The sequence below is a fragment of the Bacillus sp. ISL-41 genome (genome assembly GCF_018613235.1).
Taxonomy (GTDB): Bacteria; Bacillota; Bacilli; order Bacillales; family Cytobacillaceae; genus Mesobacillus.
Map to the genome: position 1 here is coordinate 42,297 of NZ_JAGGQP010000016.1, position 14,785 is coordinate 57,081.

Consider the following 14,785-nt stretch of genomic DNA (forward strand, 5'->3'; position numbering starts at 1 on the left):
GAAGTCGCTTTTTGACTTCATTGGGCGGACCGAACTCGAAAAGCGTTTGCGACTGCCCAACACCGACAAGCTCTGGAGGGCCTGACAGTGAAGTCGCTCTTTGACTTCATTGGCAGGACCGAAGAGTCTCGAGGAGTTAGGAGCCGCAGCTAGACAAACGTCTCGAGCTGCTCAAAGCTAACGCTTTGAGCAAGATTCTCGAAGAAGCCCTCTCGGGGATGAAAAAGGCGCTGAAGCTGGACACTAATCTAAGTGTAAACAGTTGGTACTTTCTTATCCTTTACGAAATACAGATATAAATGTATTTTATGATGTTCTCCCCATATTTATTCCTGTTAGTCAGCCTAGTGTTTTTTTAGAGGCTGTTTCATCTTGCATATTTCAATTTTTCCAGAAAAAATAAAGCCTCCTGGTATACAGGAGGCTGTGTCTTATTTATCAACTCTTGGAGGGCGTTTACCCCAGTACTGATAGTAATCTGTCCGGATGAACCCATTGAACAACTTCCGTTTCTTAGTTGCCGGCTTTCCGTACACTTGTTCAAAGTCCTCATTGGAAGTCAGGATGTAAATGGACCATGTGTCAAGCGGGTCAAAAGCCTTGCCCATCTGGCTGTACATTTCTTCAACTGCTTTCTTTTCACCCAGTCGCTCCCCGTATGGCGGGTTGCCAACAATGACGCCATAGTCTTTCTTTGTCGTAAAGTCCTGGACACGCATTTGCTTGAAGGAAATCAAATCGCCAAGCCCCGCTTCAAAAGCATTCTCTTCGGCGATTTTTACCATACGATGGTCGATGTCCATGCCGCTGATGTCCAGAGGCTGATCGTATTTTGCAAGATCCTCTGATTCCATCCTTACCTCGTCCCAAACGGAATCAGGAAGAATTGGCCAGCCTTCTGATACAAATTCTCTGTTAAAGCCTGGTGCAATATTTTGACCAATTAATGCAGCTTCAATCGGAATCGTTCCAGACCCGCAGAACGGATCGACAAAGGGCTTGTCCGGATTCCAATTGGTCAGCATGATCAGGGCAGCTGCAAGAGTCTCCTTCAATGGAGCCTCCCCCTGGCCAGTCCTGTAACCGCGCTTATGAAGGCCGCTTCCGCTGGTGTCTATTGTCAGTGTTACGACATCCTTCAGGAGGGCAACTTCTATTTTGAACAATGGCCCGTTCTCTTCAAACCATGTTGTTGTTTTGTATGACTTTCTCATTCGCTCAACAATAGCTTTCTTAACGATTGCCTGGCAATCCGATACACTGAAAAGCTTGGATTTCACTGACTTGCCCGAAACAGGAAATTCAGCATTCTCCGGTAAAAAATCCTCCCATGGGAGAGCCTTCGTTTTTTCAAATAATTCGTCAAAAGTATAAGCCTTGAATTCGCCGATTTTGATCTTAATTCGGTCAGCGGTCCGGAGCCACATATTGCTTCTGGCTATCGCCCTGGCGTCCCCTTTATAAATGATCTTACCGTTTTCCACCTGACATTCGTACCCTAAGTCACGGACTTCCTTTGCGACAATTGCTTCAAGACCCATAGCAGAGGTTGCGATTATATCAAAATTCTTCATCGTTTCACCCTTTATATCCAATATCTTATGTACTCCATTATTAAGTTTGCCCAATAGACTTAATATACATAAAAAAGCACTCCTGGCAAAAGGAGAGCTTTAGTAAACACTCATACAAATCCATTAATAACGTTCTGTAAGCCATGTTTTGTACCTTTGTACTGCAAACGACCAAAAGTCTCGTACTCCGGCGGTAATCATCTATCTACAGATGAGAACTCATCTGTCCTTCCCTTTGTTCAGTTCCTCCAGGAAGATGCCCCTACCATCGTTTGGGTTTCTCGCTCGTGGGGTTTACCTCGTTCCACCCTTCCGATTTCTCGAAAGGCTCCGTCACTGTGGCACTTTTATAGGTATTCATGCCATATCGTTGCCGACTTAGGCATTTTCCCGGCCGTCAGCCGAGCGTGAGCCCGACTGCCCTGGCTTATGAATTGGCCAGGCACGAACACTACAGGCATCTCAGCCTGTGCGAGCATGGACTTTCCTCTGCAGCAGAACTGCAGCGATTACCCGAACGTTATTAACAGCTACAAGAAACATTATATGAAATATAGGTTTGAAAAGCAATGGTAATACATTTCAAAAACTAGCAAATGCTGGATTAATCGTAAAGTTTATCCCCAAAAACATGCTTTTCCAGATTCGAAAGCCTTTTAAGGATATCGAAATTCGTTGTGCCGGCCGCCTGTGTGCTTGGTCGGCGCGAAGCTTCATCAAGCTGCTTTTTCAGGCGAAGATTGTCCTGTTGAAGCTCCTCGATCTCCTGCTGCATCACTTCATAGTCCTTAATGATCATATCAAGAAACTTATCGACATCTTCTGGTTTGTAACCACGCATTGCTGTTTTGAATTCTTTTTCTAAAATATCTTTAGCAGTTAACTGTATTTTATCGGATAGCATTCCATTCACCTCAATATACCACAATCGTCACATTCATTTTTTCAAAAACAAGGGGATTTGTCAATTTTTCTTTTATTAAACTTATTTATGTGGTTCTGAAAGCAATTTTAAAAATCCTGCTGTTTCAATTGTTCCTCTTCAACCGCCATTTGTAAATCGTACAATGTAATTAATCTTATCTCATAATCGTTTGCTTCTTGATATTTTTTTGCTGTTTCATATATAAATTTTGGACTGCCTTCTTTTTCAGGATCGTAAAGCAGGACCAACAGGTCGCTTTTCTCTACAAAAAATTGATTCTTCAACCTGAATTGCCACGGTTTTTCATAAGGCTTTTTAGTGATGGAATCAACATGGTCAGCGCCAGCAAGCACTGATTCATACCACTCCTTATTGGCTTCTTTCCAAGTTTCCTCCTGATTCAAGAAAGGGGTGAATACAGAAAGTTTAAGTTCGGGATATTCTTCCTGCAGCTCGAAAACCGCTTCACCAGCCCACAATTCGACACCCAGCTGTCCGCTTATCATCACCCATTCCAGCCCTTCTTCAATTAAAGGAATCAAGCTTTTTTTTATCGCAATTTTTATGTATTCTGCTGACGGATGATTATGCTGGAACACGCCAAGTTCAAAAGGTTTATAACCAGTTATCGCAACTACTTTTACCATATAATCTCCTTTGAATCTTTTATTAAATCAAAGACTCCATATTGAAGGTATTCCCTATATACAGGAATTATTACACCTTAAAATTTCAAAAAAACAAGGGCTTCAGGAGCCCTTGTTGAAAGTCATTTTATCGACCAAATCCTGGACCGCCAAATCCTGGTCCACCAAATCCTGGACCGCCGAATCCTGGGCGCGGTCTCGGGCCAACTGGAGCCACTCCGCCTGGTACCGGACCAGGTCCGCCATAATGATTCTGGTGTGTCACCTGATTAACCGTGGACTGTGTCTGCGGGAAATAATGGACATGGTCGTAATTGATGTGGTTTACGTTTGTAGTGTGTGTTGGATGAACATGCGGAACCACATTGTTTGTAAAGTTATGGTTCGTGCAGCACTTTGTAGGATGAACTACTGTTGGCAATACATGTGTCGGCTTGCAGTGCATAGTGCATAACTCCTTTCATTTAGACTTATTGTTTACATTATCAGCCTATGAAGAAGTCATGCGTCTTGTACTAATGAAAACACCTATTTTTCAAATAAATTCATTGCAACTACCTAGTTTTTGCAGCGCAACCACCTAGTGATTTCAATGAAATCCTATTAAAAACTCCTAGAGGAATGTGTAAAAGTTGTCCTTCAACCCGCTGAAAATCACAGCGATGAGAGTAATCACAACAAAATATAGAACTAATACCGCTTTATACATCAAACCAGCCCCGTAAAATTATATTGTTTTTTAACACCATACAATTTTACATTTTACAACGTCGAAACCATACATACAACAGGATATTACAGGTTTTGAAAGGATAAATGTTAAAATTTTGTTACAATTCAAGATTCCTTGACGAAACCTGGCACGAAAGCAATTTATTTTGGCGAATTCTGCGCTTGCCCGGGAAATTCTTTTCGGGAAATCCTCAGAATTCTTTTTTCAAGCTCCATGGTGAAAATCATGTCTTTTTTTGTTGTACCCTTTTCTTCGCGGTGTATTTCTTCAGCAAGAGAGCAATACTTCATCGCCAGTTCAAGGTCTTTCTCGCGATGCTCGTAATGTTTGGCCAACTCAATGCACGCTTCTTTCCGCTGCTTTTTCGTCCCTTTAGCTGCACTTTCTTTCCATAGGGCGACTGCTTTTTGCCATTCTTTATGCTTTTTATACTCAAAAGCCAGTGCATGCTTAGCAGAGACCGCTTCCTCATTTCCGTCATCTAGAAGACCACTGAACGCTTGCTTCGCTTTATCTGATTCGCCAAGATAGGAAAACCAGCGTCCCACCTCGTAAGTTTCCCGCGATGTTTGTGAGCGGTCCCTCCCAAGAATCTGGAATGTTAAATGTGTATAGAGAGTCACTAGTGACAGGATATCCGTTTCATTGTGCTTAATGACTCCCAGCAAGCCTTCGGGGTTACTCCTCTCAAGAAAGTCAAAATAGATCATTGGTGCTAAAAAGCCAGGAATGTCATCCTTTCTTTCAAGACCTAGTACTTCTTGTTCCACAATGCTTAATTTCATCCGCTCAATCTTATGCTTCCACAATCTCCGGGCCGCATGATATAAATCAAAATGGCCATAGGAAGGCAGCTTTGGCACATGGTCACGAACAAGGGTGTGTCTCGTTTTGACCTGTGGCCAATCGAAAGCCTTGCCATTGTATGTAACCAATGTCGTATAATCGGCATTCAGTAAAAAGCTCTGGTAAAGAGCTACTTCCGCTCCCGGGTTTGGCAGGATATGCTGTTTCAAATTCAGTGAATTCCCTGAAATGGACGCATGGCCAAGCAGGAAGATAGTATTGCCTGCCCCTCCCCCTAGTCCTGTTGTTTCAGTATCAAAAAATACCAGGTCGGCTGGGCTGTGCCCGACTGCAGAAAGCGGATGCTTTGTCTGCTCCTTGTTCCACAGTGACACAGCCTCCAGTAAATCGCCGAATTGGTAATGGCCGTGCTGTTGGTCTAGTGGATAACTCACTTCCCTGACAAGGCAATATTGTCCGTCAAAATAGAAGGGGGATACCTGCTCCTGCTGCCAAACATCAAGATATGGGATTTCCGGCGTTTCTTCCGCTTTTACGGGTTCGGTCTTGGGCTTTTCAACTCCGCTTTTTATATGCGGCTTCAGCCTGTTCAATTTATTCTTGAGACTCATATTCCCCCTCCTTTCCTACACAGCGGCTTTAAGGAATAAATCCAGTAATTTTATGACGTCATTTTTTGAATGAATAGATGATGTATCCGTTCCGATGCAGGATGGGCACCCGTCGGCACATTGGCAATTCATGACCATTTTTTTAGTTTGGTTCAAAATTTCTTCGATTCCGGTATATATTTTTTCGCTTAACCCGATCCCTCCAGGGTAGCGGTCATAAAAGAAGATAGTTGGCTTTTCATTATGAGCCGCTTTGACCTGCGGGACTACATGAACGTCAGAGGGATCGCACATTACGAATAATGGGGCGATATGTTTTAGTGCCTGGGATGTCCCAATCAGCCCTTCCTCAAGCCGGTCATGGCCGAACTCCGACAGCTCTTTGTTCAGTGATATCCATGCTGAGCTTGTATGGAGCTCCTCTTCCGGAAGGAAAATCGGTCCTGAGCCAATATTCTCATGTGTTTCAAACCGGATCTTCTTGAAAATTGTTGCCATTGCTCTGACACTGACATCGCCATAGCCGATTGCTGTTTCTTCATTGCCTCTGATTTTATCTTCTTCAAGGACGCTAAGCTGGACAGCAAGGTTGGCATCGGTAAAATAATCGACATCCACTTCACGGACAAACGCCTTCTTTTCTTCCCAATCAAGCTTTTCCACCTGGAATTGTATTCCCTGGTGGAGATAAATGGCTTCTTCATGCAGCAATGTCATCGCTGAAAAAGTATCCATTTCGCCAATCACCCTTACATTTGCAACATCTGACTGGTCTATGATCACGACATTTTCCTGTGATGCTGAACGCAGGCTGATATTGTGTGCCGGGAAAGCGTCATTCATCCAGAACCACTTATCTCCGTTCTGGTGCAGGATACGCTCTTCCGTCAAATATTCAAGTATTTCCTCAATTTCAGCAGCACCAAAAGTGTCGCCCTTTTTGAAAGGCAATTCATAGGATGCACATTTGATGTGATCGATCAGGATAATCAAATTGTCCGGGTTGATTCTCGCCGTTTCCGGACTGCGAGTAAAAAAGTAATCAGGATGCTGGATAACGTATTGATCCAGCGGGCTGGAGCTCGCCACCATGATGACAACCGATTCACCGTGGCGGCGTCCTGCCCGCCCTGCCTGCTGCCAGGCACTGGCAATCGTTCCAGGGTATCCGTTCATGATACATACCTGAAGCTGTCCGATATCGACACCAAGTTCCAGTGCGTTTGTGCTGACTACTCCATATATATCACCCGAACGCAAGCCTTTTTCAATTTCGCGCCTTTCTGTCGGAAGATAGCCGCCCCGGTATCCTCTTATTGCCTTTGGACCGAGCTTGTGTTTGACAAGCTCCTGAAGATAAGTAAGCAGGATTTCGACTCTCACCCTACTTCTTGCAAACACGATGGTCTGAATCTTATTTTTCAGGAACTCACCTGCGAGCCTCCTGGTTTCAAGCGTTGCACTTCTGCGGACATTCAGCGGAATATTGACGACTGGAGGATTATAAAATAAAAAGTGCTTCCTTCCTGAAGGAGCCCCATTATTGTCAATCAGGACCATATCCTTTTCAGTCAGACCCTCAGCCAATTCAAGTGGATTTGCAATCGTCGCGGAAGTACAGATGAAAACGGGATCGCTTCCATAGTAATTGCAGATTCTTTTTAATCTTCTAATGACATTTGCCACATGGCTGCCAAAGACTCCCCTGTAAATATGTAATTCATCAATGACGACATACTTCAGGTTTTCAAAAAGGGAAACCCATTTTGTATGATGCGGAAGGATCGCAGAATGGAGCATGTCCGGGTTTGTTATAACGATATGCCCTGCTCTCCTGACCTTCTGGCGGATATTAGAAGGAGTGTCTCCGTCATATGTATAACTATTGATTGCCAGCTCCGCCTCCTGGATCAATTCATTGATTTCACTCTTCTGGTCTTGGGCCAGCGCTTTTGTCGGGAACATATAGAGCGCCCTGGCATTCGGATCATTAATGATTGATTGAAGCACTGGCAAGTTATAACACAATGTTTTCCCTGAAGCAGTCGGCGTGACAGCCACAATGCTTTGCCCCTTCATGATTTGTTCATATGAAGACTTCTGATGTGTATACAGGCGGGAAATTCCGCGTCTTTCAAGTGCGTTTCTTAATACGCCGCTTAATTCCTCTGGCATCTCTTCCGTTTGAGCTTCTCGCTCTTCAATCGTATGCCAGTGGACAATGTTTTTCTTAACCGATTCACTAACCTTTAGATCTTGCAAAATCTCTTGCATGCTTTTCCGGACCTTCATAGCGTTCACCTCGTTATCCCTATTTTACCGAATAAACGTTCGTTACAAAAGATAAAAGTTCAATAAATCAAACTGCTATTTTTTGGAAAACACACTTTTCCATCCCTAATATTCTCTATTTGACCTTCCTCGAAACAATCTGTTATGTCTTTTAAATCAGCCTTTTGTTAAAATAGAGTGGACAAACAGCTGATAGAGGTGTTTTTTTTGAATAAAAATGAGATAAAAAGGGTCCTGGCTAAATTTTCTTTGTTCAGGGATCTTGATGATAATGAACTAGATAAGATTGTCGATATATCAATTTCCCGAGAGTGGAAGAAAAACAGCCATATTTTCATGCAGGGCGATCCACTGGAAAATGTGTATTTTATTAATGAGGGAAAAGTGAAAGTCTATAAAAGTGATGCCAATGGCCGGGAGCAGATTGTGGCCATCCTGAAAAAAGGAGAGATGTTCCCGCATGTCGGTTTTTTCCGGAAAGGCGGCTATCCAGGTTATTCCGAGGTACTGGAACAGGCAAGCATTGTCGTGGTTCCGATTTTACAATTCGAGAAAGTCCTAGTTGATAACCCTCACTTAAGTATCAAGGTATTCAAGGTCCTTGGAGAAAAAATTGTTGATCTTCAAGAAAGGCTTGAAGCACAAATCCTGAACAACACTTATGAACAGATCATCAAGCTTTTGATCAGGCTGGGAGAACTTCATGGAGAAAAACAGGAGGACGGCACGGTTTTGCTGAAGGCTGATTTCACAAACAAAGACCTCGCCAATATGATTGGAACAACCAGAGAAACAGTTAGCAGGACATTGACTAAAATGAAAAAAGATGAACTAATCTCTACTGATACAAACGGGAACATGGTATTGAACCCTGATGTTTTGATGGATGAGCTTGTTTAATTTACTAGTAGACGCAAACCCTTTAATACTTTTCTTTACTATATAAGAAACATAGTAAAACGCCCGGATTCTGCTCCGGGCGTTTTACTTATTATTCAGTTTTGCTTAATCCCATCATTGTTTCCAAATCTTCCTGTGCGGTTGTGATCAACTTCAGGTTGAAGGTTTCCTGAAGAACTTCCATCACTCCATCAGAAATGAATTCTGGCGGCTTAGGCCCAATGCGGATATCCTGAATTCCAAGGCTGAACAATCCAAGCAGGATCGCTACAGCTTTTTGCTCGAACCAAGAAAGGACGATACTTACAGGCAGCTCATTTACGTCACATTCAAACGCATCAGCAAGTGCCTTAGCGATTTTCACAGTGGATACAGAGTTATTGCACTGTCCAAGATCCAAGTACCTAGGGATGTCTGTTCCAGGAACCACACCATAATCTACATCATTGAAACGGAATTTTCCGCAAGAAGTTGTCAGGATCACAGCTTCAGGAGGAAGTGATGTCGCAAGCTCACGGTAGTATTCTCCCCCTTTACCAGGTGCGTCACAGCCTGCAATGACGAAGAATCGCTTGATCTTCCCGGATTTTACTGCATCGATAACCTCTGGCGCTAGGCCGATCACTGTTTCATGGTGGAAGCCTGTCACTAATGTTTCTTCAGATTCCATATTTGCTTCAGGAAGCTCCAATGCTTTTTCAATTAGCATTGTGAAATCATCATTTTCTATTTTTCTTACATTTTCAAGGCCTGTAACTTCATAAGTGAACATACGGTCTGCATATGAACCTTTGATTGGCATTACACAGTTTGTCGTAGCCAGGATAGCTCCTGGGAACTTTTCAAACAGGCGGCGCTGGTCGAACCATGCTTTCCCGATGTTCCCCTTAAGATGCGGGTACTTTTTCAATGCCGGATAACCATGGGCAGGAAGCATCTCGGAGTGTGTATAGATGTTGATTCCTTTTCCTTCTGTTTGCTTCAATAATTCTTCAAGCGCGAACAGGTTATGTCCTGTTACGACGATGCATTTTCCTTCAATCTTATTCTGGCTGACCTTTACCGGCTGAGGGATCCCAAGGCGACTCGTATGCGCTTCATCAAGAAGCTCCATCACGCGAACTGCTGATTGGCCAACCTTCATAGCCATATCGATATGTTCTTGTACATTGAAGTTTGAGTTAGTTAATGTCATATATAATGCTTCATGGGTTGTTGCGTCAACAAATGGATCTGTGAAACCAAGCTGATTCGCATGTGTTCTATATGCTGCAATCCCCTTCAAAGCAAAAATCATTGTATCCTGAAGACTAGCGATCGTTTCATCTTTTCCGCACACACCAACAACTGTACATCCCCCTGTTGGCGTTTGTTCACATTGGTAACAAAACATATGTGTATTCCCCTCTTCTGCGTTATTTACTTTTTCAGCATACAGAGGATGAAAATCCAGTTAAGTGACCTAAATCACACTAAAGGCATTTTTCACAAAGTGTTCAAAAATCTAAGGCGAAGTGATGAAGCCTTTCCAAGGTTAAAAAATCACCAATATTGAACAGGGACATTCCTGTCAACATATCCTATTATAAGAATTCCTGCAGAGGAGGATGTTCCCAATGGCAACCAACCACCCTGACCGTCCAAAAAAACACGAGGCGCTGGAACAATGGTTTAAATCTATGAATCAACTGATGCAAGAAAAGCCGGTTAAAGGCATACTGCAAAGCATTGATGATTTTTTCAGACAGCCTTTCCCACATTCACCCTTCAATGTGGTACTGCATGAAACAGAAAAGGAGTATATAGTGAAAGCGGAATTGCCAGGGGTTAAGAGAGACCAAATATCAATCAATATTATTAATAACTCCCTTACCATATTGGTCAATCAGACTGACGTCACTTCAGAGATCAATGATATCTCCAAAACAGAGAAGCACATGGCTTCGACACAGCGTTTGAGCAGGACGATTCCCTTTTCTGTTCCTGTCAATGAAAGAAAGACCCGCGCTGCCTATCGTGACGGGCTGCTTGAAGTCAAGGTAGTGAAAAAGCAAGGCAAGAAGATTGATATACTATCAGATCAGGATGAATGAAATGATAAAAATCCTTATTTTACCCTTATAGCAGACGAAACCCTCTCATATGTGTACGATCAAAAAACAAGCAGGCTAATTAAATGGCCTGCTTGTTTTTTTGTTCCTATAGCTTTCGATTCCCCTCATGTTATTTCAGGAATTAAGGAAATCTCCATCTTACTTAAACCTTGAACATCCCGCCAAGTCCTTTGACCAGCGAAGAAACCTGCGTCACTGCATTCATCATCTGTCCTGCAGTATCAACCATTTTGTTGACATCCAGGTTACCATCCTGGCTTTTAAAAGAGTTCATGATCGATTGCAGGCCGGATGGCTGCTTTGGCATGAATGCATATTGAGGATATGGATTGAAATTCTGGTAATCTGCTTGAGAGTTATAGTATCCATAAATAGGGTCACCCTCAGGCTCAAGAGGATTCTGGAAAAGCATTTTGGAATAGTCATTCTTGTTCCCGCCCATTTGATTAGGCTGATTCCAAGAGCCATTACCCTGCATATATGGATTCATTGGATAACCCTGCTGCATATATGGGTTCACCAGGTTTTCCTGCTGTATATATTGGTTAGGCCAGTTTCCTGGCGCGGTATTCCAATATGGAGCGTTATATTGTTGAGGGTATGGCTGCTGCCGGTTCAAACCTTGATTATTCACGTTTACAAAGTTAGGATTTAGATTATATTGATTTTCCCACCATTGTGGATGATTGGCATTCGTCTTATTTCTGCGGCCAAACATGGCGAACATCCTCCTCCGGGTTTTCATTACGATATTATATGTTATGGCCGCCCAGTTGGTGATAAAGCTGGAAGGTGCTTCCGGTTTTGTCTAATGGTGAAAAATGTTGTCGGAAGTTTCAATTTTTGAAAAATAAATGACAATTGTATTTTCATGATACGATTGTTTCAAATGATGGAGGAGGATGAAAAATGAACGTTCACGAACTAAAAAATTTATTTGCCGAAACAAAAGCATATACTCCGGAACATGTAAATGAATTGCTTGATTTCACTAAAAAATCGTACATTCATAATGAAATTTCCATTTTAGATTACCGGAACCTGGTTCGTGAGCTGGAGTTGCAAGGTGCCGTCATTCCCGAGGAACAGAAAGAAATATCCATCTAAACAGATCGAAGCACCAGTTCAGAACTGGTGCTTCTTTACTATCATTTGCCTGGCTGACCAGCAGCTTGTTCGATGGCAATGATCATGCTGTTTAGAATGAATTCAACCGACTGTACTTGATCTAGGAATCTCTTCTTGCTTGTTTCAGGAAAAAAGGCCTGCACCGAGATGACTTCCAAATAATCAGCCGCTGTTTCGATTTGATTAGCATGCAGGTTCTTTGGTCTGTTAGTTCTTACCCAGTTGGCGGCAGATTCTCTCCAGGCATCCGCTGCTATTTTTACCTCATCAGCAAATGGCTTTACTTCCGAATGAAAGTCGCCCCTGACTCCCTCTTCTTTCGAATGTTGAAATCTTCTATGGGCCGTATCTACATTCACCAGCAATTTCCGGGACAATGTCAGAATGTTATTTTCCAATTCCATGTTTCATCACACTTTCTTGAATCTATTTTACTTTCGCTATTGTATCCAATCGTTGGCCATCTTTCAGTTATACAAAAAAGTAGCCTTCTTTAAAAAAGCTACTTAACGTTGAATCTATTCTATTATATATTAAAAACTCAATTCAAGTTTTAAAGATGTCTGTTCAGGCTTGGTATGCAAGGCTGGGGGCATTGGCTGTGGCAGTTTACCTTCCATTTTTTCTAAAAGAAAGCTGGTTTCTGCTAAATGCCTGGAATGTGTCCCATACATTGTCTTTCGGGTTTCCGTCAATAAATCATGCAGGTTCATATCTGTAACTTCAAGGCTATGGGCCATGTCATTCAACATCCTTAAAATCTCATCTTTTTCAATTCCTGGTCTCATTTGGACATCTCTCCTTACTATAGTAACTTTTTGGGCTGGCAGAATCGAACTCGCTGCACGTCAAAGAATCTACGGAAATATAGGAACTTTACTTGTAAATTCTATTTTTGGCTGAAACCTCCTTCCACGTTGACAAAACTAGAAGGAATTCGCCAAACAAAGTGCTTTTCAGCAACAATCTATCCAGCCTTCGACATGCAATTACCGAATGAAAAACCAGCAAATGAACAAACTAATCTCGGGAGGTGTTCAAATGAATAAAAAACAACAGAAAACTGCACAGCAGCCTGGTAAAACCGCTGAGAAGAAAACAGGATATGGCGACAAAAAATTAGAAGGACCTAACCGTCCAGCAGAATGACGCAAAACGCAAGCCACTCGCTCAGCCCCAGCAAGCGATTCGAGCTGCACAAAGTGATTGATTTTTCACAAGGTACTCAAGGATGCCGACTTGGGAATGAAAACTGGCGGGGCATTAGATTAAGAAACAAAAAAGCAAGGAGCTCCCTTGCTTTTTTGTTTGGTTCATTCCGGTGTGAATAACTCCTTCAGCGAAATCAAAGCATGTAATTGTTTTTGTTTTTTTTTGTACCAACCGGTCAAGTGGGCAGGATGTCTGTGATTGAGTTCCTGGCTGAACCATTTTTTGTGATATCCCCTCTCTTTATACCAGTCACCTTGCTCGTGAAAATGATGCTGAATAATTGGATATGTACTCCGAAGGAACGGAGTGTCTCTTTTTTTATTACTAGGAAAGTACTGTTCATAATCATGCCTTGAAGCAGTATGTTCCGTATGCATCGCAAATTCCAAAAATAAAGGATAGTAGCGGTTGTCAAACAATATTGATGCAAGCCGCTTTCCAAGGTTAATCCTTTTGCTGACAGATTTGAATCCATTCACACTTGCCCCGTAAAGTTCTCCCTCGCACGTCGGAAAAAGGACTGTGCTGAAATGCAAATAGTCTTCGAAGGAAAACATCAAGGTATTAAATACCCGTTTTTTATATACTGGATGTTTAATAACAGGATTATGAATTACATTTTGTTCATTAATGATCAAAGCCGTCAATAACCTCTTCTTATCTCCCTGCTCCCAAAACATCTGCCATTCCTTTTCCATAAAAGACGAAACATCCAGGAATTTCAGCAGGTGAAACATTGGTGAGCTTTTTTTCGTCGAATAAGAGTATAAAAGGAGCTGAGAATAGGCATCGCGAAAGATTAGCCAATTCGCCCTTTCATATGTGAGGAACAAACGCTGGCGGATTGGAGGATCCAGAAACTTCGGGAACCAGTCTCCCTCCAGGTCGCACATATTATATCCGCCATTTCTTGACACCATGCTGGCCAGGAACGACCAGATCATTTCTGGATAGTCCAGATAGAAATCCAGATATGCTCTTGTTCTTGAGATATTGTCCAAATTCTTGCCATGTGTTTCCTGCCTGATTTTTTGCAGAACTTCGGCTTCGTGGTCAGTCAGTTGTTGAAATTGAGGATTTTGGGTTATTGACACACCTTTTCTCTTCCTTTTCAATAGGTTCTTTATAGGGTGAATTGAAATGAGGCTTTTTATTCAACCAAAGTCCGTTGATATTTGGTATGATATAGAGTAGTCTGCGAGGTGGTCAGCTTGATATTCAATTATCCAAATGGGAAGAAATATACTCCAAACACAAGTAATGAGCGGGCAAAGAAAGTCCGGGTGCAAAAAAACGCAGCCTACAGTAATAGAGGTATGACATTGGAGGAGGACCTGAATGAAACGAACTCCTACTATCTTGACCGGGGTATAGCGGTAATCCATAAAAAACCAACACCCGTTCAAATCGTTAATGTGGATTATCCGCGCAGGAGTGCAGCAGTTATAAAAGAGGCATACTTTAAACAAGCTTCTACTACAGACTATAATGGGGTTTACAAAGGTAGGTACATTGATTTTGAAGCGAAAGAGACAAAGTTTTCAACATCTTTTCCTTTGAAAAACTTTCATGAACACCAGATCGTCCATATGAAAGCCGTACTTGAGCAGCAAGGCATTTGTTTTGTGATTCTCCGCTTCTCCACCGAAGAAGAAATCTACCTGCTCGAAGCCAGCCATTTACTTAATTTTTGGGAACGAATGATAACAGGCGGCAGGAAGTCAATCACAAAGGAAGAGGTCATGAAATTGGGCCATCAGATCCCCCTTGGCCTTCATCCAAGGATTGACTATATAAAGGTTATCGATTATCTTTATAAACTTAGTTAGTTTTTTATTGCGA

General features: G+C 42.4%; 15 protein-coding genes and 1 other RNA gene. 4 read left to right on the plus strand and 12 right to left on the minus strand.

Going from position 1 to position 14,785, the window contains the following annotated elements; translation table 11 throughout:
* Positions 1-431: 431 nt before the first annotated feature.
* From J7I80_RS07170 to J7I80_RS07200, 7 genes are all read right to left on the minus strand, one after another.
* Complete coding sequence (locus J7I80_RS07170; RefSeq protein ID WP_214737039.1) at positions 432-1,574, minus strand: THUMP domain-containing class I SAM-dependent RNA methyltransferase; 1,143 nt, start codon at positions 1,572-1,574, stop codon at positions 432-434.
* A gap of 132 nt (positions 1,575-1,706) precedes the next feature.
* An RNA gene (gene rnpB / locus J7I80_RS07175) (RNase P RNA component class B) lies at positions 1,707-2,095 on the minus strand.
* 83 nt (positions 2,096-2,178) lie between these two features.
* Positions 2,179-2,478 (minus strand): cell division regulator GpsB, encoded by a 300-nt coding sequence (gene gpsB, locus J7I80_RS07180; RefSeq protein WP_023627594.1) that lies wholly within the window; start codon positions 2,476-2,478, stop codon positions 2,179-2,181.
* A gap of 107 nt (positions 2,479-2,585) precedes the next feature.
* On the minus strand, positions 2,586-3,146 hold the full coding sequence (locus tag J7I80_RS07185) for an SLOG family protein (RefSeq protein WP_214737041.1): 561 nt from the start codon (positions 3,144-3,146) through the stop codon (positions 2,586-2,588).
* Between the two features lie 127 nt (positions 3,147-3,273).
* On the minus strand, positions 3,274-3,591 hold the full coding sequence (locus tag J7I80_RS07190) for a CotD family spore coat protein (protein WP_084135366.1): 318 nt from the start codon (positions 3,589-3,591) through the stop codon (positions 3,274-3,276).
* A 428-nt stretch (positions 3,592-4,019) separates the two neighbouring features.
* Entirely contained in the window at positions 4,020-5,297 is a 1,278-nt protein-coding gene (locus tag J7I80_RS07195; protein ID WP_214737043.1) for a ribonuclease H-like domain-containing protein, read from the minus strand.
* 15 nt (positions 5,298-5,312) lie between these two features.
* Entirely contained in the window at positions 5,313-7,589 is a 2,277-nt protein-coding gene (locus tag J7I80_RS07200) for a DEAD/DEAH box helicase (protein ID WP_214737045.1), read from the minus strand.
* A gap of 207 nt (positions 7,590-7,796) precedes the next feature.
* Here J7I80_RS07200 and J7I80_RS07205 point away from each other — a divergent pair, with 207 nt between their 5' ends.
* Complete coding sequence (locus J7I80_RS07205; RefSeq protein ID WP_214737047.1) at positions 7,797-8,489, plus strand: Crp/Fnr family transcriptional regulator; 693 nt, start codon at positions 7,797-7,799, stop codon at positions 8,487-8,489.
* A gap of 91 nt (positions 8,490-8,580) precedes the next feature.
* Here the strand turns inward: J7I80_RS07205 and hcp are convergent, their stop codons facing one another.
* On the minus strand, positions 8,581-9,882 hold the full coding sequence (gene hcp, locus J7I80_RS07210) for a hydroxylamine reductase (protein WP_214737049.1): 1,302 nt from the start codon (positions 9,880-9,882) through the stop codon (positions 8,581-8,583).
* A gap of 223 nt (positions 9,883-10,105) precedes the next feature.
* On the opposite strand from hcp, the gene J7I80_RS07215 reads away from it, so the two are divergent.
* Entirely contained in the window at positions 10,106-10,582 is a 477-nt protein-coding gene (locus tag J7I80_RS07215; RefSeq protein ID WP_214737051.1) for an Hsp20/alpha crystallin family protein, read from the plus strand.
* Positions 10,583-10,745: 163 nt separating this feature from the next.
* Here J7I80_RS07215 and J7I80_RS07220 read toward each other — a convergent pair whose 3' ends face one another.
* A complete protein-coding gene (locus J7I80_RS07220; RefSeq protein ID WP_214737053.1) occupies positions 10,746-11,321 on the minus strand; it encodes a YppG family protein in 576 nt (191 codons plus the stop codon).
* Positions 11,322-11,512: 191 nt separating this feature from the next.
* Between J7I80_RS07220 and J7I80_RS07225 the strand changes: the two genes are divergently transcribed.
* On the plus strand, positions 11,513-11,710 hold the full coding sequence (locus tag J7I80_RS07225; RefSeq protein WP_214737055.1) for a YppF family protein: 198 nt from the start codon (positions 11,513-11,515) through the stop codon (positions 11,708-11,710).
* Positions 11,711-11,751: 41 nt separating this feature from the next.
* Here J7I80_RS07225 and J7I80_RS07230 read toward each other — a convergent pair whose 3' ends face one another.
* From J7I80_RS07230 to J7I80_RS07240, 3 genes are all read right to left on the minus strand, one after another.
* Positions 11,752-12,135, minus strand: a complete 384-nt coding sequence (locus tag J7I80_RS07230; RefSeq protein WP_214737057.1) for a YppE family protein — start codon at positions 12,133-12,135, stop codon at positions 11,752-11,754.
* A gap of 129 nt (positions 12,136-12,264) precedes the next feature.
* Positions 12,265-12,519, minus strand: a complete 255-nt coding sequence (locus J7I80_RS07235) for a hypothetical protein (RefSeq protein ID WP_214737059.1) — start codon at positions 12,517-12,519, stop codon at positions 12,265-12,267.
* Positions 12,520-13,044: 525 nt separating this feature from the next.
* A complete protein-coding gene (locus J7I80_RS07240) occupies positions 13,045-14,031 on the minus strand; it encodes a DUF2515 domain-containing protein (RefSeq protein ID WP_214737327.1) in 987 nt (328 codons plus the stop codon).
* Between the two features lie 123 nt (positions 14,032-14,154).
* On the opposite strand from J7I80_RS07240, the gene recU reads away from it, so the two are divergent.
* Positions 14,155-14,772, plus strand: coding sequence for a Holliday junction resolvase RecU (gene recU / locus J7I80_RS07245; RefSeq protein WP_214737061.1), 618 nt, complete (start codon positions 14,155-14,157; stop codon positions 14,770-14,772).
* Positions 14,773-14,785: the final 13 nt, after the last annotated feature.